The 18,459-nt window shown below is 35.1% G+C and carries 11 protein-coding genes; 5 read left to right on the top strand and 6 right to left on the bottom strand.

What is annotated here, in order from left to right; all coding sequences use genetic code 11:
• Positions 1 to 260: 260 nt before the first annotated feature.
• A complete protein-coding gene (locus K8F54_RS00830) occupies positions 261 to 3,227 on the bottom strand; it encodes a response regulator (RefSeq protein WP_290785701.1) in 2,967 nt (988 codons plus the stop codon).
• Between the two features lie 404 nt (positions 3,228 to 3,631).
• Positions 3,632 to 4,771 (bottom strand): serine hydrolase domain-containing protein, encoded by a 1,140-nt coding sequence (locus K8F54_RS00835; protein WP_290785704.1) that lies wholly within the window; start codon positions 4,769 to 4,771, stop codon positions 3,632 to 3,634.
• Between the two features lie 192 nt (positions 4,772 to 4,963).
• Here K8F54_RS00835 and K8F54_RS00840 point away from each other — a divergent pair, with 192 nt between their 5' ends.
• The 3 genes from K8F54_RS00840 (at position 4,964) to K8F54_RS00850 (ending at position 9,081) form a co-directional block, all read left to right on the top strand.
• Positions 4,964 to 6,058, top strand: coding sequence for a histidine kinase (locus tag K8F54_RS00840; protein ID WP_290785706.1), 1,095 nt, complete (start codon positions 4,964 to 4,966; stop codon positions 6,056 to 6,058).
• Entirely contained in the window at positions 6,055 to 6,771 is a 717-nt protein-coding gene (locus K8F54_RS00845) for a LytTR family DNA-binding domain-containing protein (protein ID WP_290785709.1), read from the top strand. The genes K8F54_RS00840 and K8F54_RS00845 overlap by 4 nt, the downstream gene beginning before the upstream one ends.
• Before the next feature lie 240 nt (positions 6,772 to 7,011).
• A complete protein-coding gene (locus K8F54_RS00850; protein ID WP_290785712.1) occupies positions 7,012 to 9,081 on the top strand; it encodes a M12 family metallo-peptidase in 2,070 nt (689 codons plus the stop codon).
• A 75-nt stretch (positions 9,082 to 9,156) separates the two neighbouring features.
• Here K8F54_RS00850 and K8F54_RS00855 read toward each other — a convergent pair whose 3' ends face one another.
• Positions 9,157 to 9,480, bottom strand: a complete 324-nt coding sequence (locus K8F54_RS00855; RefSeq protein WP_290785715.1) for a hypothetical protein — start codon at positions 9,478 to 9,480, stop codon at positions 9,157 to 9,159.
• An 816-nt stretch (positions 9,481 to 10,296) separates the two neighbouring features.
• Between K8F54_RS00855 and K8F54_RS00860 the strand changes: the two genes are divergently transcribed.
• Positions 10,297 to 10,431, top strand: coding sequence for a hypothetical protein (locus K8F54_RS00860; protein ID WP_290785717.1), 135 nt, complete (start codon positions 10,297 to 10,299; stop codon positions 10,429 to 10,431).
• Positions 10,432 to 10,466: 35 nt separating this feature from the next.
• On the top strand, positions 10,467 to 12,845 hold the full coding sequence (locus K8F54_RS00865) for an Ig-like domain-containing protein (RefSeq protein ID WP_290785719.1): 2,379 nt from the start codon (positions 10,467 to 10,469) through the stop codon (positions 12,843 to 12,845).
• 286 nt (positions 12,846 to 13,131) lie between these two features.
• Here K8F54_RS00865 and K8F54_RS00870 read toward each other — a convergent pair whose 3' ends face one another.
• The 3 genes from K8F54_RS00870 to K8F54_RS00880 all read right to left on the bottom strand — a co-directional run bounded on the left by K8F54_RS00870 (position 13,132) and on the right by K8F54_RS00880 (position 18,300).
• A complete protein-coding gene (locus K8F54_RS00870) occupies positions 13,132 to 14,652 on the bottom strand; it encodes a T9SS type A sorting domain-containing protein (RefSeq protein ID WP_290785722.1) in 1,521 nt (506 codons plus the stop codon).
• Between the two features lie 87 nt (positions 14,653 to 14,739).
• Positions 14,740 to 16,662: a T9SS type A sorting domain-containing protein gene (locus K8F54_RS00875; protein WP_290785725.1), complete on the bottom strand. Its 1,923-nt coding sequence runs from the start codon at positions 16,660 to 16,662 to the stop codon at positions 14,740 to 14,742.
• A 423-nt stretch (positions 16,663 to 17,085) separates the two neighbouring features.
• Positions 17,086 to 18,300 carry a T9SS type A sorting domain-containing protein gene (locus K8F54_RS00880; RefSeq protein WP_290785728.1) on the bottom strand — a complete coding sequence of 405 codons (1,215 nt, stop codon included), beginning with the start codon at positions 18,298 to 18,300 and terminating at the stop codon, positions 17,086 to 17,088.
• Positions 18,301 to 18,459 lie beyond the last annotated feature (159 nt).

Raw genomic sequence — 18,459 nt, forward strand, 5'->3', positions numbered from 1 at the left:
ACTATTTTTAACGTATACATGCCCGGTTTCAAATAATTCACATTGAGATAAATCTCCTGCGTATTCATTTGCTCCAAAGTGCCTGTATAAGTCTTTTTCTTCATCTTGCTTTGTAATAGTTTCAAAGGGTCACTTCAGAAGAAAACTATCCATGTAAAATTAAATAATGAACTATTAGAAGAGTAGCAATCTGGTAACAATTCCTAACACAGATGTACCAAGACGGTTTGTTAGATGTAAAAAAGGGATTAAAGGGGTTTCTAGAACCTTGTTCTATAGTCTGATGGAGAGCTTCCATAAGCATCTTTGAAGCATTTTGCAAAATAGGATGGGTTATTGAATCCCACTTGATAGCAAACCTCATTCACATTGATTTCCTTATTTTTTAAGAGGATAGCAGCTAGTTTCAAACGTTCTATTCTTAAAAAGTCTGAAGCAGACAAACCGATTAGGGCTTTAAGCTTTCTGTGTAATTGCATTCTGCTCATGTTGAGGCATTGGCTGAATTCTTCTACACTAAAGGAATCATCAGTAATTTTATCGTCTAATACGGCTTTCATTTTTTCTATAAAGCGCTCATCAAAACTATTGATCGAAATATCTTTCGGTCTAAGTATCACTTCTTTACTATAGCGCTCCTGAAGCTGTACTCTGGAAGCAACCAGATTGTTCACTCGGGATTCGAGTAATTTTATACTGAAAGGCTTTAAAATATAATCGTCAGCACCGAGCTCGAGCCCCTGATACTGACTTTCCTCTTCTATCTTAGCCGTTAGCAGGATAATTGGAATATGGCTTGTTCTTTCGTCTTGCTTTAAATTTTCACACAATTCGATCCCTGAAATTTTCGGCATCATAATATCCGATATTATAATATCGGGAACACGCTCTATTGCCAGATCAACGCCCATTTCACCGTCCATAGCTTCAATTACCTCATACCTATCTTTAAAAGACGCCTTTATAAACGCTCGGATATCGGCATTGTCATCTACAACCAATAACACAGGTATATCTTCGCCTTCATGAGAGGCAATGGTGGAATTATCTTCGATGCTTTTACCTGTTTTTTCCGCCTTCTCATCTCGGTCAACGATTTCTCTCGAATCGAACGCGTCTTTATGGATTGGAAGCAGGACTGTAAATTTGACGGTTGAGGCCGAAGTGTTCTCCGCTTTAATTGAACCATGTGAGAGGGACACCAAATCCTTTACCAATGACAATCCAATACCACTTCCTTGCTTAAATTTTTCCTCATCTTTTTGCAAACGGGAGAATCGTTCAAAAATGGTATTCAATTCTTGTGAAGTAAAATGCGCACCACTGTTCTCCACGACCAGTTCCATTGTTTTCTCCTTCTGTATAACACTCAACGAAACCATCTCACCTTCAGGACTATATTTAAAGGCATTCGAGAGCAAATTCACTACAATTTTTTCAACGGTATCCCTATCAAACCACACCGGATCGATGTTGGGTATGGAAACCTCGTACTTGATGTTCTTCTCCTTTGCCATAAAGTTGAAAGAAGCGGCTATTGACTTCAGCAGAGTAGAAATATTTCCTTCAGAAACAGTCAAATTAAAATGCTTGGATTCGAGTTTGGAAATATCCAACAATTGATTAATGAGTTCCATCAAGCGATCGGAATTTCGTTGGATCATCTCCAACTCGTTGCGGTCGTCTTCGGAAATAGCATCACTTGACAGTCGTTTCTCCAAGGGACCTTTAATCAAACTCAAGGGAGTTCTAAACTCATGTGAAATATTTTCGAAGAATGTAGATTTAGCAGTATCAAGCTCCCGTAGTTTTGTATTGGTCTTTTGTCTATTCCTGTACAAAATGAACAGCGCCAAAAAACCTAATAAAACCAAGCCGATAATAGCTAAAAGCAAGTTGCGTTGATTTCTTTTCTGTTCCGCAATCAGCTCGTTCTGTGATTGCAGTATCGTTATCTCTTGTTCTTGCTGTGCATTTTTATATTGAGCCTCCAGCGCTTTGGTCTGTTGTAGGTTCTGTCTTTTAACGAGTGTGTCATTTACCCTCTTGTGTTCCTTTGAAAAATTATATGCCTCTTCGAATCTCCCCAGTTTTTCAGATGACTTATACAGTAATTCCAAGGCGTCCCTTTTATCAAAATAGCTGTCCATTTCGTCGGCTATCTTTTTTGCTTCCGTCGCAATTTTATAGCTTTCTTGATAATTACCTGCGGCTAGTAAAAATCTCGACTTATTGATCAACCCCAACAAAACGCCAAAGTCGTTATTGATTTTCCTATTCAGAGTGATGGCTGTTTGGGCGGTTGCTATTGCCTTTTGCAACTGATTACTTTCAAAATAAACATCGCTTAAACCAATGTGATACATGGCCTCTTCCATATACCATTTATTCTCTCGGAAATAGGTGATGCTTTCTTCAAAATAAGCGATTGCCTGAGGGTAATTCTTGCGCTCCCGTTCAATGGATCCCAAAGATCCAAGAATGGATTTCTGTTGCAATTCATTGTCCGTTTCGACAAAAAGTGCCAGTGCTTTCTTTTGATAGGCTTCTGCCTCATCAATTTTACCTAATTGTTTGTAAATATCCGCTATTGTTTTCAGTGTAAACCCGCGGTCATCACCGTGATAATTATTTGCCAGGTAGATACTGTCTGATTTCAAAACACACTGAAGCGATGTCTCCGTCATATGAAATCCTTTGAGGTAAATTTCACCCATTTCACCATAGGCAAACGCAACTTCCTGCCAAAGAGCTGCTTTGGTTGAATATTCAACGTTCTTCTTAGCAAATTCTAAGGCTTCTATATGTAAACCATACCTGGAATACTCCTGGGAGAGTCTAGCATATGCTTTTGACACCATACTGGGGTCCTCACATTTTCTTGCATATTCAAGAGATGTTTTAAGATTTGAACTAATATATTCGAATGCATCTTCTCCTTCTTTTACAAATAGACCGAAATAGCCCGCGTTAAGTTTATAGTAATAATAATTAGCCAAGTTAGACTCCTTTTTATTGGCATAAACTTTAAGTTTTTGCAAATACCCTATGCAGCTATCTTTATTGTTCCTTTTATAATGCTTTATCAAGGACACATAGCTATTACTGATAATGCTATCGTGACGTTTTTCTTCTTGTACTATTTGTTTCAGAGAATCTATTGTAGCCGAATCTTGCCCAAAGAAAGTAGCAGTGGATAGGAAGAGAAGACATAGGTACTTTTTCAATCGATACGATTTAATTCCTTTAAAATTAGGAAATTAATTCGAATGTAAATCACAATTATCAATATTGGGGTTGTACAGATTGGTTGTTTCTAGTATTTACTACTCCTTCTCACATTTTATCTAGCAATGCCTGAGTTGTTATCCCACGAGCTGTTGGCTGGGTCAAAGCAAACGGCTGAGGTATACAACGAGGCTAACGGAGATCCCAATGATGGAAACTCTGGCCGAATTGAAGAAGAACATGAGAATATCAGGTTAATAATTAGAATAAACAAACAGGCTTGTTTCATGATATTAGCTTTTAAAAAACTGTAATTTATTTGAACTGGTAGCGGTTAAAAACCTGAAGAGACCAACTTTTGTATAGCCTCCTTCAGGGCAATTAACCAACTAATCAAAAAATGTTAGTTATTAAGGAAGGTGTCGAAAAAGTCAATACTTTTTTCTTGAAGAATATCACCAATAAATGCGTTATTAGAAAGCACCACAATCGCTTTCTCACTAGTTGGTTCAATTAATATTACTGAAGTATATCCGCCAGTTCCCCCGGTATGATTAAGAATTAAGTGATTGTTAGGGGTGACTATATGCCAGGCTCTACCCACTCCAAACACACCGTTATTAAATGTTTCAGTTGTGATGATTTCAACGATCTGCTTTACTTCTGAATTATCATCATAACTTCTAAAATGGATTTTTACATATTTTTCTAAATCTATAAGATTGGAAGATAATCCTCCAACAGCGTCCCAAATTCCCCAAGTATAGATATTTCCTTCATTACCATTATTATCGTAGCCGCCCGTACTATTGTCACCTATGGGATAATTGTTTGTCATAAATGTATTATCCATATTAAGTAAATTTGTAAATTCTTCAATGTGATAGGCTAATGGCTGCTCTGTTTGATTTAAAACAATTACGTTTAACAAGGCATACCCTAAATTGGAATATTCATATTCAGTTCCAGGCATTCTAGTTAACTCATAATGGTTTAAGAAATTAATTAATTTATCAAAACCATAATGAGCATATGGATCATTAATATTAAAATCGTCGTACGAGTCCATATCTAAGGCAATTCGCGGCAAACCCGAGGTGTGATTTAATAGGTGCTTAACTTTTATTTCGTTTCCTTGGTAATTTAATGGATCTATTTCTTCCGGCAATAATTCGCTTATTGGGGTATCCTCAGAAATTCCATTTTCCAACATTAATTTAGTGAGTACCGCAGCGCTAAAAGTTTTAGTATTTGATCCTATTTCATAAGTGCTATTTTCAGTAGGTAAAGTATTATTCCCTTTATAGGTATCTCCATAATTATAGAAACTGGTAGTATCACCATCTATTACTGCAACACTTAAACCTATATATTTTGTGTATTCAATAAACGGTCTAAAATGGTCATCAACCAATTTATCAGTATTTGATACAAGTGGGTTATCCGTCTGAACTACTTTGGTTTGATCGTCATCATTGCTACAACTTATAAGGGCTGTAAGCAGAACACATAGTGTTAAAAGAGTTAATTTTAAATTTTTCATTTTTTTTCATTTTTAAATTCACTACAAAAAGAATTCAAATGCAGGTGTAATAAAATATTGATTGATAAACGGAATATTTACCTTGATGTACGGTTTGTGAATTTTCCGTTTGTCAACAATTAAAAGCCGTTTATAAAAAAGTAAGATTCCTTTTTTTAAAACAAGTTATATTTGACTCTAACCAGTAACAAATTGAAAAAACTAAAAAACATATTCGTTCATATTCTTGTTTGGGCATCAATTATTTTTATATGTAATTCAGGAAATTTGTCTTGGCAAGGATATAATTCTGCGGATGGCACTTTGCTTATTCCGTCTCTTTATGGAAATGCTTTCAATGCTTTTTTAGTCTATTTTAATGCGCTCTATTTATACAGGCATAAGAATAAATTTAGATTGAATTATTGGTTGTTGGCAATTTTGTCAATTTTAATTATAAGTCTGCTAGAGGCATTAGTAGATTATTATTATGCGAATCTTTCAGGTGTTTTAGAATTGCATTTTGACATCATAAAAAGTGATCTGGAGGGAGAAACATTGGCGTTCAATGTAGAAAAGTCGTTGCCTTATCTTGCTTATATTGGTTATTTAATGGATGACATACTCATCCATATTATATTTTGGTTTTTATCGTTTACTTATATTTTACCACTGGAGACTGTAAAAAATAGAGCTTTAAAGCAAACTTTAGAGCGAGAAAAACTTGAAGCTGAAGTAAAATTTTTAAAGGCTCAAATAAATCCACACACATTATTTAATGGAATAAACAGCATCTACCATCTAATTGACAAGGACAAGAACAAAGCGAAGGAGGTTTTAGTTCGATTTTCTGATCTATTAAGGTATCAAATTTATGACTGTTCAGATGATACCATTTTATTATCCAATGAAATACAATTTTTAGACAATTACTTTGATTTAGAGAAAATAAGAAAAGGAGCTGACGTCAATATTGAATTTGATTATAACATCAATGATACTAGTAGTTTAAAAATCGCTCCTCTTTTACTCATACCTTTTATTGAAAACGCGTTTAAATTTGTCAGCAACCACGATGAAAAAGATTTAAATTTTATTAAATGCAAAATAATAATTACAGAAAATGAGCTTCATTTTTATATAGATAATTCGGTTGAAAACACCGAAAAAGAAGATCTTAAAAACGGAGGAATTGGGTTACAAAATGTGAAGAAGAGACTACAATTAATTTATCCTGACAAGCACAAATTAAATATTAGTAGCTTTAATGATGTATTTTCAGTAATGTTAAAAATAGAATTGGCATGAGTTTAATAAGTTGCTTAATTATAGATGATGAGTCGTTAGCAAGAGAAGGATTAGAGCAATATGTAAAACAAATTGATTTTTTAGATCTTAAAGGGGTGTGTAAAAACGCACTTCAAGCGCAGCCCCTTATCAATAAGTTTGATATAGATTTACTGTTTTTAGATATTGAAATGCCAAAAATCACGGGTATTGATTTTTTAAAGACCTTTAAGCAATCACCCTATGTAGTATTTACTACGGCCTATTCACAATATGCAATTGAGAGTTTTGAATTTGACGTAATCGATTACCTAGTGAAGCCAATATCTTTTGAACGTTTCCTTCAGGCTGCCAACAAAAGTCATAGACTAATAAATTTAAAAAAAGGAGCTGAGGATTTTCCTTTTTACTTTTTTGTTAAAGTTGATGGCAGGTTGGTTAAACTTTATTCTTCTGATATCCTATTTATAGAAGCAGTTCAAAATTATATTACTATTTATACAGATAAGGATAAATATATGGTGTTAATGCCTTTAAAAATGATTTTGAGTTATTTGCCCGACAATGAATTTGTACAAACCCATAAATCATATATAGTTTCCAAAGTAAAAATAAATGAAATCGAGGGAAACCAAATCAAAATTGGTCTGCATAAAATTCCAATAAGTAGAAGAATGAAAGAAGCTGCGTTTAATTTAATAGTTAGCGATAAGTTAATTGATAAAAAGAAATGACCAATAAAATTGTTTTTATTGCCACATAATATAGATGCCTATTGCAGTAAAATTCATTTCTTTAACCTGTGAAACAAAAAAGCCACCTCACCAAAGGAAGCGCCTCAACACAACAACAACCCCCTTTTTATCGTAGCGAAGAGGGGTTTTATTTTTATAAAGATTTTTTCTATTGAAGCGCTTCAATAATTTAAAAAATAAAATCATTATATTGGGTTCTCTTAGATAAAACCAATCACTATGAAAAAAATTATTTTTTTACTTCTTATTTTGCCGCTTTTAACATGGGCACAGGAAAATAGACCAAACAAAATCTCTCAAGCTATTACTGATGCAAAACTTGTTTCTGGTGAATTTCAATCTTTTGAAATTACCAATCGACAAACTAAAAATGCTACAGTAAATTATTCAGAAGCTGTAAATGATGGCGTTGTTTTTACAATTGACCAAACAAAGATGAATGAACTTTTGGCTCAAAACCCGAAACAGATGCGTCTTAGCATTCCTTTTAAATCTAATGGTGAAATTATTTCGCTTGACTTGATTCAGGCAGATGTTTTTTCTCCCGATTTCAAGGCGTTTATTGACACCGGGCAAGAAATCACAAATCAAGTAGATTTTGGAAAACACTATCGCGGGGTTATAGCGGGAAATGATAAATCACTGGTTTCAATAAGTATTTTCGAAACCCAAATAAGTGGTTTTATTGCTAGTGATGAAGGTAATTTTACAATTGGCAGACTTGGAGATTCCGAGCGTGATCATATTATTTATAGGGATAGTGATTTAAAAGCTTCGTTCGAATTTACGTGCGCCACAGTAGACGATGGTGTCCCTTATACCGCAGAACAATTAGCAACCCCTAGTGCAATGGATCCGGGTGATTACGTAGACATTTATATTGAAGCCGGACAAACTGTTTATAATGTACATGGTGGAAACCTTGCTAATACCGTTGCCTATATTACGGGCCTATTTGCACAGAGTTATATATTGTACGCAAACGATGGTATTTTAACACGAACATCAAGTATGTTGATATGGGTGAATCCAGATCCTTATGATGGCACTAATTCTACTGCTCAATTAGCTAAATTTCATGCGCAGACAGATTTCTTAACGGGAGATCTTGGCCAATTAATTGAGATGCTTCCGGGTCATGGTGGATTAGCCAGTGGCTTTTCAGGGATTTGTCCTGCAGATTCAGACAATAGCCTATGTTATTCGGGAGTAAATTTAAATGTTCAGAATGTTCCAACATACTCATGGAGTGTAATGGTTGTTACGCATGAGATGGGCCATCTTATGGGCTCAAGACATACGCACGCCTGTGTTTGGAATGGAAATAATACGGCCATAGACGGTTGTTCAACCACTGAAGGTGGTTGTCCTCAACCTGCAATCCCTGCCGGTGGTGGAACGATAATGAGTTACTGTCACCTCCAAAGTGTAGGCATCAATTTTAATCTTGGATTTGGCCCGCAGCCAACTGCCGTGATTCTAAACAATATTGAGGCTACCGGAAATTGCCTCACCGATGACGGGAGTTTAAACCCACCAACCGCGGTGTGTAAAACACATATTGTTATATTGGATGGTAATGGCGAGGCTACTATCGTTGTGGCCGATATTGACGGCGGTAGCTATGATGATGGTTCCATAGTATCTATGTCCCTTGATATCGATACTTTCAATTGTGATGATGTAGGTATGAATAATGTGACATTAACTGTTACAGATAACGATGGATTAACAGGTAGCTGTGTTTCGTATGTAGAGGTTATAGACGACACAACCGCTGTGGTTACTTGTCCTGCCGATTTTAATGTAAGTATTCCTACGGGAACCACCTACGAACTTTTGGACTATCAGGGTGACATAACTGTTGCTACAGATATTTGTACTCCCAATATAGCAGCTACTACTCAAAGCCCATCTGCCGGAACCCAATTACCTGTGGGTGTACATGAAATTACACTTTCAGCCTTATTAGAGAATGGAAATGTAGTGTCTTGTACTTTCGAAATTACCGTTGAAGAGATTTTAGGATTGGAAGATAATTCGATTTTATCTAGCCTAGTCTTATACCCCAACCCAACAGTTGGCACGGTATATTTAAGCAATCCTGAAAATTTAGAATTGGAATCGCTTTCAATTTATGATATGACGGGAAGGCTTATTAAATGGGTTGATCTAAAAGATATGGGGACGGAACAATCGATTAATATTTCGGAATTGTCTGCCTCCATTTATTTTGCCATTATTCAAGATTCGCAAAGTAAGCTAGTCAAACAATTAATTATAAATTAAACCTATTGTTAGGTTACAGTAAAAAACCCCTTTTCAGCTTTGAAAAGGGGTTTTGTTTTTATGACCTTGATTGCTCTATTCTTTCTTATAAATTTCCTCTATAATTATTCCAATATGCGCATCTTTTACTAATCCGCAATTAACGCGTCCTTTTACCTTGTATTTAATGCTAACCTTTAAACTGTCCTCATAAAATTCAGCTTGTAAATTTTCAGGCATATAAATGGTTGAGGCAGCATCCACCACCCATCCGCATCCGTCTAAAGCCGGGTCGCCATAATATCTGATGATCGCATCTTCACAAGTAGTACAGCTAGTATCAGATACGGTTCCTTCCTTGCTTTTGCAAGCAGTAAGGATTAGTATGGTTGTAATTGCGATAAAAAATAACTTTTTCATACGTTGCTTATTTAAGGCAATATAGTGGTTTCTTTAGAAAACAAAAATAGCCTCTCCACTTCGGCTCCGCTCAGTGCAGGCTTCAGGATAGGTTTCTCATCGGTTTGTCATTCCGCACTTGATGCGGAATCTAACCACATCTCACATATAAGTGTCCCAAACCACCTACATTAACTTCGGTGGTCAGGCACAACATGCCTGCGCGCCTGCTGGCCCCTTCGCTAAAAACATTCACCGGATGTTTTTTAACACTCGGTCCGGTCTGGACGAGACTCAAGAACTCGCTTGTAAACAGTTATTTACTATGTGATTAGGTTTTGTTTATTGTTAGGATTACCTTGTTTTTAATCAATTATTCGGAATAAAGAAGCAATGTAATATACACGGTGTTGTGCCTTCGTTATTTTTTTATTTCACTGTCAATTTTTTGAATTATTACTTCAATTCTAGGTAAAACTAATTTAAGCTGACGTCCGGCATTGCGCCCTCTCCAACGAACACCAGCTAAAATTTATTGCACTTTACGGGTAAACGTAAAGATATTTCAATTTTTGTAAGTAATTTGGTAAACTGAAATTTACAACTCATTTCTTTGAATTACTCAATACTAAAATTTTGATGTACTAAATTTGAATAAAACGATTATATTACGGTGTTATTAAAGCTCGCAATACGTCGTCGTATATTACTTGAGAATTACATTAATACTTGTATTCATTTTAATAAAAAATATAAATTGAACTAATATGAAACTAAAATACCTCTTACTTGCCTTAATTTCTATGACAATAATAAACGTAAATGCCCAATTTATAGATGACATGGAGTCTTATACTGATGGTATGCCAATCTCTGTTGGTCATTGGACTGATTGGGGTTGTGGCGGTGGTATGGGATGCGCTATTATGGCATCTTCAGTTCAAGCACATAGTGGTAGCCTTTCAGGTTTAATTCCTGATGACGGAACTACAGATGCAGTTCTTGATTTGGGTAACAAAATCTTCGGCCAATGGGGCCTTGGATTCTATGCCTATATTCCATCTGGAAAAGTAAGTTATTACAACTTACAAGGAACTGTACCTGTTGGAGCTGGAGAATGGATTGTTGGAAATTTCTTTTTTAACCAAGATAACGCAAATCCAGGTGTTGGTAAAATTGACGATACTGCACTAGGTGTTGTACCCTTTGCATTCCCACACGATGAGTGGTTCTATATTGCTATGAACGTTGATATCAGTGCCGGTATTAATGCTTCTACATGGGAGTATTGGGTGGATGGTGTAGAGGTCATTCCGGCTGGGACTCCCTTTACGGATAACGCCGGTACGTATCCTACAAGTTTAGGAGGCATCGACTTTTTCTCGATTACTGCAGACAACATGATGTGGTTAGACACCTTTGTATACCAATCGGGTTTTGTACCAACAGCTAGTGGAGAAATGAACTCAATCACAGGTAATATTTTATTTGATATTGATGATAATGGTTGTGCGCTGGGAGATATCTCGCCCGATAATATTATGGTAACAACAACAGATGGCATCGACACCATTAGCACCTATACAAATAGCGATGGTGATTACACCTTATACGTGGATCTTGGAAACTATACGACAACAGTAGATATTAACAACGATTTATTTAGTGTTTCTCCTCCTTCACAATCATCAAATTTTATTGACTATGGCAATACCGATATTATAGACTACTGTATTTCGGTTGATGTTCTTGCTGATGATGTAAATGTTGTACTAGCCCCCACATCAGATGCGAGACCAGGATTTGATGCGCATTATCAAATACTATTCAATAATAGCGGCTCAAATACCACCAACGGGGATATTACATTAGTTTTTGATGACGCAAAGCTAGTTTTTTTAGATGCCGACATACTCCCGGATGTGATCAATAGCAATTCACTGACATGGAATTATAATGATCTGCTGCCTTTTGAGACTCGCGTAATAAATGTAAATTTTAATGTGTTTCCGCCGCCGCAGGTTGAGATAAATGATATATTGATGTTTACCACATCTATTACTCCATTATTAACGGATGTTAATGATATTGACAATACACATGAATTTAATCAAACAGTTATTGGATCGTACGATCCAAATGACAAACTTGTTCTTGAAGGTGATAGGCTTCAAATAGAAGATATCGATGATTATTTACACTATATGATACGGTTTCAGAATACCGGGACAGCTTCTGCCATTAATGTATCGGTAGAGGATGTACTTGATGACAAATTAGATTGGAGCACTTTTACACCCATTTCGTATAGTCATAGTGCAGTACTTGAAAGACGTAATGATAATACTTTTGAGTTTATTTTTAACAATATTAACCTTCCAGACAGTACATCAAATGAACCCGGAAGCCATGGTCATATACTATTTAAGGTGAAACCTAAACCAACTGTAATTGTTGGAGATATCATTAGCGGATTGGCCAGTATAACTTTTGATTTTAACCCTCCCATTATAACCAATACCGTTATTACCGAAATCGTGGATAATGAAGCTCCAATTGCCAGTGATGACAATTTAGTGGTCATCGAGGGAGATAGTGGCACTGTAGATGTAGTATTTAATGATGTGGATATTGATGGAACTTTAGATTTATCGAGTATCATAATTACACAGCCTCCTCTTTATGGGACTTTGAATAATAATGGAAATGGGACACTCACTTATATTCATGATGGCAGTGAAATCCCGGAAGATTATTTTAGATATACCATCAATGATAACGAAGGAACTACATCAAATGTAGCCGTTGTAAGTATTGAAATCACCCCTGTAAATGACGCGCCTATTGCAAATGATGATAGTTTAGTTGTCGTTGAGGGAGAAAGTGGAGATGTAGATGTAGTATTAAATGACATAGATGTCGATGGCTCATTAGATTTGGGATCTATTTCAATTATTGATAGTCCTGTAAATGGATCTTTGATTGATAACGGAGATGGAATCATTACCTATATTCATGATGGTAGTCAAACGACAAGTGATAGTTTCAATTATACAATCAATGATAATGACGGGCAGACTTCAAATATAGCAGTAGTATCCATCACTATTCTGCCTATCCTTGGGATAAATGATTCTAATATCACAAACTTCAACATCTATCCTAATCCAGCTAGCACAGAGATTCACATAGAAGTTGGAGTTGATACATTTCCTAGAAAACTAGAGATTTTTAACATTACCGGTAGCCTCCTATCTAAAGAGGTTCCTTCTCAAAATTCACATACATATCATATAGATATAAGCAAATTATCAAGTGGCATATATTTCATAGCGATGACAAATCAAGATGGAAAAAGGATAATCAAAAAGATGATAAAGGAGTAAGAAAATATCAGTCCTTCGATCAATAGGAACATCATCATATAGGAATATAGTCGTTGCAGAGGTCTTACTAGCGATATGATGAATTATGTACTTTTAATACCACTAGAGTTCGCTAATTCTTTTTAAATATGCCTGCATTCTGGCTTTAAACAAAAAAAGCCTCTCCACTTCGGCTCCGCTCAGTGCAGGCTTCAGGATAGGTTTCTCATCGGTTTGTCATTCTGAACCTGATTTCCATCAGGACTTTCGGAATCTACGATCAGGGAGATTATAGATTTGCTCCAAGCTACTTCTTAAGCAATTTTTTAGTGAATTCACCTCTTGAAGTACTAACTTTTAGGAAATAAACTCCGCTTCTAAGTTTTGAAACATCTATTTGATGGGTTTTACCCTGTCTACTCATAACTAATTCCCCTAGTAAGGAGTAAATTTGTAGTGATTCTATTTCAATTGAGAAATTACTCTCTATAAATAACACATCTTTAACGGGATTTGGGTAGAAACTGAAAAGTTTTTGGAGTTCATTTTCTGATATGGAGAGATCATCACAATCTTCTGTATTCTCTACGAGTGTTGTATGTGAATCTATCAAAATATTAGTATTGGGAGCGCTAGGATCATCTACAACCACACAGGTTAATTCTGGGCATTGTGTGCCTATAAAAAAGATGTTTTCATTGTTCCCATTTTTAATATTGGCAAATTGTAAATTGGGACTTTGAAAAAAACTTACAATATCCAAATTAGGATTCTGAGAAAGATCAACTTCAGTTAGTAAGGTTTCATCACAACCTATTATTTCTATATTTACACAATTCTGCAATCCCGACAAACTTACTATGGGGTTATTTGAACAATGCAGGTCTGTTAAATTGATGTTACTTGATAACTCCAGATTTGGACCAATTAAATTATTGTTTATTCCAATGTAAACTAAATTAGAATTTTGCGTAAAATCAATATTTATAATTTGATTGTTTGCACATTGTAAGTATTCCAAATTTACATTTTGTGCTAAATCTAACGTTGTTAATCCAATATCGGAACAATATAATTCAAGAAGTCCCGGACAGTTTGTAATATCTAATTCCGTTAATACCGTGTTACTCACATCTAATATTTCTAAATTGGGATTATTGGGCAGATTGATTGTCGTTAATGGAGTACTATAAGCTTCTACCCATTCCAAACTTTGGTTACTTGAAAAGTCTAATGCTTGTATTTGACTGCCTTCACAATAGACATTTCTTAGACTACTACAATCTGATAGGTTTATATTCTGAATGGCAGTATTTGAAAACCCTAAAACTTGTAAATCGTTAGCATTAGTTAGATTCACATTTGCAATATTTTGACTACCTATTTCTAAAACGGCAAGATTTGATAAATTTGAAACATCGAGCTCTGTAAAGTTATTGGCATATAATCCTAGGTTTAAAACAATATTCATTGGGGTTAAATCTATGGAAGTCAAATTGTTATTCCCAAGACTTAACGTTACCATTGCTGTTGGAAACAAAGAAAGGTCAATACTGTCAATCTCATTGTCATGAGCAAAAAGCTGAGATAAATCAACAAAAGCCTCAATACCTGTAAGGTCATTAATATTCCTATTATTTATGATTAGGTCTGAAACGCCAATTCCATCTGTTGTTAAAAACTGGCCATCCAAAGTCCCCTCACTATCAATGCCTAAATCAATCAATACCTGTTCAAAATTAGCGTCAGGAACTAGAGTATATTGAGAAATGACTTGTTGTAAAAACAAGAGGTTTACTAATATGGTGAATAATAATCTAGTATTCATAATTAATTTCTTTTATGCCAGTAAACACATTCAAGTGAGGACTCAGCTGTGTTTAACTAACACTTCTAAAGATTAATATACTTATAATTAGTGATTAATTATAAGTATGGCGCTTAATATTAACGTTGCGTCATCATCATATATATGTAAATAATACGTCCCATTTAATAATCCAGCAACATCCACTGTTTTAACAATATTAGTGCTCTGATCGCTGTAATGAACTGTTTGATTTTCATCATAAATAGTAACGGTATACACTTGATATTCTTGTAATGAAAGATCAACCTCTAACAATGAACTAGCTGGGTTGGGGTAATAATAGATAGGCCCTGGTGGTGTAGAACAATCCGGTTCTCCGTCATTATCGTCCAAATTTTCAACACATAATTCATTAAATTGACCATTACTTCCAACACCGCAAGGATTTTTTCCTCTTACAGAAACTACCCCTGTATCATTTCCTGCACCATTGCTAAGGGATTTTGGGGTATATTTTGAAAAATAATCGTATTGCCATATAATTGGATTGTTTGGCGGTAGTCCTCCAAAAAAAACATGAGATTCATTAGGCTGCGGATAATCCCAAACATAAGTATCAATACCATCTAATCTAAGATTACCATCGATAATTTTGTAATGAAGACCCCACTGACCTCCTGAAATTTCCATAGGACCATTTACAGAGGCATCTGGTACTGCTTGTGGTTTTCCAACCCACATACTCTGAGTTGCCAAAGTGCCTAGACTATTTACAATATTAAAATATCCTGGTTCTCCTACATTTTCATCCAACATACTCGTAACACGTGCAGTAAAAGAGTTGCCCGAAGTTGCAATTATTTGCGTTTGTACATTCGGTGATGAAGTAACAGACAAAAGTCCAATATCAATTGAACTATAAACCTCATATAAATGTGTATTATTTTCAAAACAAACGAAACAATCAATATTTGGTCGTATATAGGTATAACTATTTAAAAGTGTATTGTTCAAGACGGGCAAATACCAAATTGCATTTTTCATTCTCTTTTTTTGGCCCAAGGTAAACCCATTATAACACGTAGGATAGGTATAACACATTAAATTTGTAGGGTCGGGATCAAAAGGATCACCATTAATATCATAATCTGAAATCCAATCGCCCGGATTTGGAATTGCTTCGTATTCACAATTTTCATCTACTTCCATATATTGAAGAGCAAACCAGCTAATGCCCGGATTAGCAACAGTATCTGGAATATAATCGCCACATTCCCAGCCATTACTTACTTGTTGTTCATATAATGGGTGGTTTGGATCTGTGATTGGGTTTACGATTTCGGGGCAGGCATTTGGGTCACCGCTATTTTCATTTTCATCTAAGGTAGTACCATGAAAGGTATGAAACAAGAAAAGAATATGTCCCATTTCGTGAGATATTAGTTTTGTCCAAGTTGATGGTATCATTTCGTCCCCATTGTGATGTCCCTTAAATTTACCCCCAAGAATCATCGCAGAACCCCCTATATCATCGGTTCTCCCAAACATACCTCCTATAACACCACCATTACCTTCTTCAATATCAAAAAAATAAATATCTATACCATCACTATGGTTATTTGTATTGAATATTGGCTCAGTTCCATTAGGAAACTCTCCTGGATTAGAATAATAATCAGGATCCTCAAAGAATTCGTCATTATCAATGTAGTCTATATTTCCGTCCCAAACAAAATGGATGCCTAAAGGGTCAAAATCATCGTATAGATATTTTAATTGCCTATTGATATCCTCTTTAGATTGTCCGAGTTTTGGTTCTGTTTCTTTTCTTAAAACATGAATGTATATTTTCAAATAAAAAATATCATTTGTATGATCCAAACCTCTCATCGCTTCAAGATGTGGTAAGTGTGAAGAGAAACCACCGGTTTTACATAAATCAAACTCGCTTTTTGCCAAAAATGATTGGGCTGAAAAGAAAATAATAAGGGTAACTAAACATTGTCCCCATGAAAGTAATTTTTTCATCGCTTAATAATTTAAGTTAATAAAATGAAATTGACGCGCTTACGTCACTGGGGAGGATTGTAATACTAATTTAATCATAGAACGATTACTTATAATATAAAAAATGAAAGTATTTTATGGTTTGGTGTCTTAATTCAAGAATCACGAGTTCTATTATTCCCAACAACCATTAAAATCATTCTTGATCTCAAAAATAAGAAGAAGAAATTCCATAGTAATTCAAAGCGAAATACCTCCTATCTGTAACCAGGAATTAATTAGCATTAAGATATCACCAAGACCTGAAACAAAAAAAGCCTCTCCACTTCGGCTCCGCTCAGTGCAGGCTTCAGGATAGGTTTCTCATCGGTTTGTCATTCTGAACCTGATTTCCATCAGGACTTTTTGAATCTACGATCAGGGAGATTATAGATTTGCTCCAAGCTACTTCTTAAGCAATTTTTTAGTGAATTCACCTCTTGAAGTACTTACTTTTAGGAAATAAACTCCGCTTCTAAGTTTTGAAACATCAATTTGATGGGTTTTACCCTGTCTACTCATAACTAATTCCCCTAGTAGGGAGTAAATTTGTAGCGATTCTATTTCAATAGAGAAATTACTCTCTATTTGTACGATGTCATTTATGGGGTTTGGATACAGTACGATACTTGAAGTAAGGTCAATTTCATATACTCCTAAAGCACAATTTTCACTATATACGGCAGTGATATCCTTTTGCCAATTTGTATTATTATTAGCATAATCCACATCATCCACCTGAATACAGTTTAAACTTGGGTTGTCTTGCGCATTCATAAAATTTAGTCCCAAATTGTTTCCACTTCTCAGATTTAAATAAGTCAATGAATTTTCATTACACCACAGAAATTCCAAATTACTATTTTGAGAAACATCTAGTCCTAAAAGTTGATTGTCAAAACATAATAACAACTCCAAATAAAGGTTTTGACTCAAATCCAATTCAGATAGTTGATTTTGTGCACATGATAATTCAATAAGGTTTGGGTTATTTGATAGGTCGATTTCAGTAAAATTATTATTTTGAATATTTAAAATTTCAAGGTTTGGATTTTGACTAAGGTTCATCGAAAAAATTGCTTGACCACTAGCTACCAAATTTTCTAGAACGCTATTCTGACTTACATCTAAAGCTGAGATATTATTCTGTGAACAATCTAAAAATTTTAAATTAGTGTTGTTGCTCACATCCAAATTACTTAATTCATTTCCAGAGCAATCGATATGATCTAGCAGAAAATTTTGAGTAATATTTAGATTCTCAAGTTGATTATCCCGTATAAGCAACTTCCTTAAGTTAGTCATGCTGGTAACATCAATGCTGGAAAACAAATTAGTTTGGCACTGAAATATTTCAATATTAATGAAACTTTCCAAACCCACCAATGAATTAATTCCACTAATAGGTATATATAACCCTATTACTGCTTCAGCTTCACTTACCTGTATTTCCCCATCATCATTAGTGTCTGCATCAGAATCTCCAGAGCCATCTCCATTAGTGTCAACAACATCAAGATTAACAAGGGCATCCTTAAAAACAGCATCGGGAATAGTTACTATTTGAGCTTGAACCCCAATAGAAACAAAAATGAAAAAACAAATAAAAAGTGATTTCATATGGTTTTTAAATAAAGCGGGGAGATAAGGTAAATATACGATAAAGTTGAATGAAAGGAACACAAACAAAAAAAGCCCATCCACTTCGGCTCCGCTCAGTGCAGGCTTCAGGATAAGCTTCTCATTGGTTTGTCATTCCGCACTTGATGCGGAATCTAA

This window comes from Altibacter sp., assembly GCF_019913785.1.
Lineage (GTDB): Bacteria > Bacteroidota > Bacteroidia > Flavobacteriales > Flavobacteriaceae > Altibacter.

Bases quoted from the DNA above. Each gene is read 5' to 3' on its own strand.
- K8F54_RS00875 (WP_290785725.1), bottom strand. From the start codon at position 16,662: ATGAAAAAATTACTTTCATGGGGACAATGTTTAGTTACCCTTATTATT.
- K8F54_RS00860 (WP_290785717.1), top strand. From the start codon at position 10,297: ATGACATGGAGTCTTATACTGATGGTATGCCAATCTCTGTTGGTCATT.
- K8F54_RS00845 (WP_290785709.1), top strand. From the start codon at position 6,055: ATGAGTTTAATAAGTTGCTTAATTATAGATGATGAGTCGTTAGCAAGA.
- K8F54_RS00880 (WP_290785728.1), bottom strand. From the start codon at position 18,300: ATGAAATCACTTTTTATTTGTTTTTTCATTTTTGTTTCTATTGGGGTT.
- K8F54_RS00850 (WP_290785712.1), top strand. From the start codon at position 7,012: ATGAAAAAAATTATTTTTTTACTTCTTATTTTGCCGCTTTTAACATGG.
- K8F54_RS00870 (WP_290785722.1), bottom strand. From the start codon at position 14,652: ATGAATACTAGATTATTATTCACCATATTAGTAAACCTCTTGTTTTTA.
- K8F54_RS00835 (WP_290785704.1), bottom strand. From the start codon at position 4,771: ATGAAAAATTTAAAATTAACTCTTTTAACACTATGTGTTCTGCTTACA.
- K8F54_RS00855 (WP_290785715.1), bottom strand. From the start codon at position 9,480: ATGAAAAAGTTATTTTTTATCGCAATTACAACCATACTAATCCTTACT.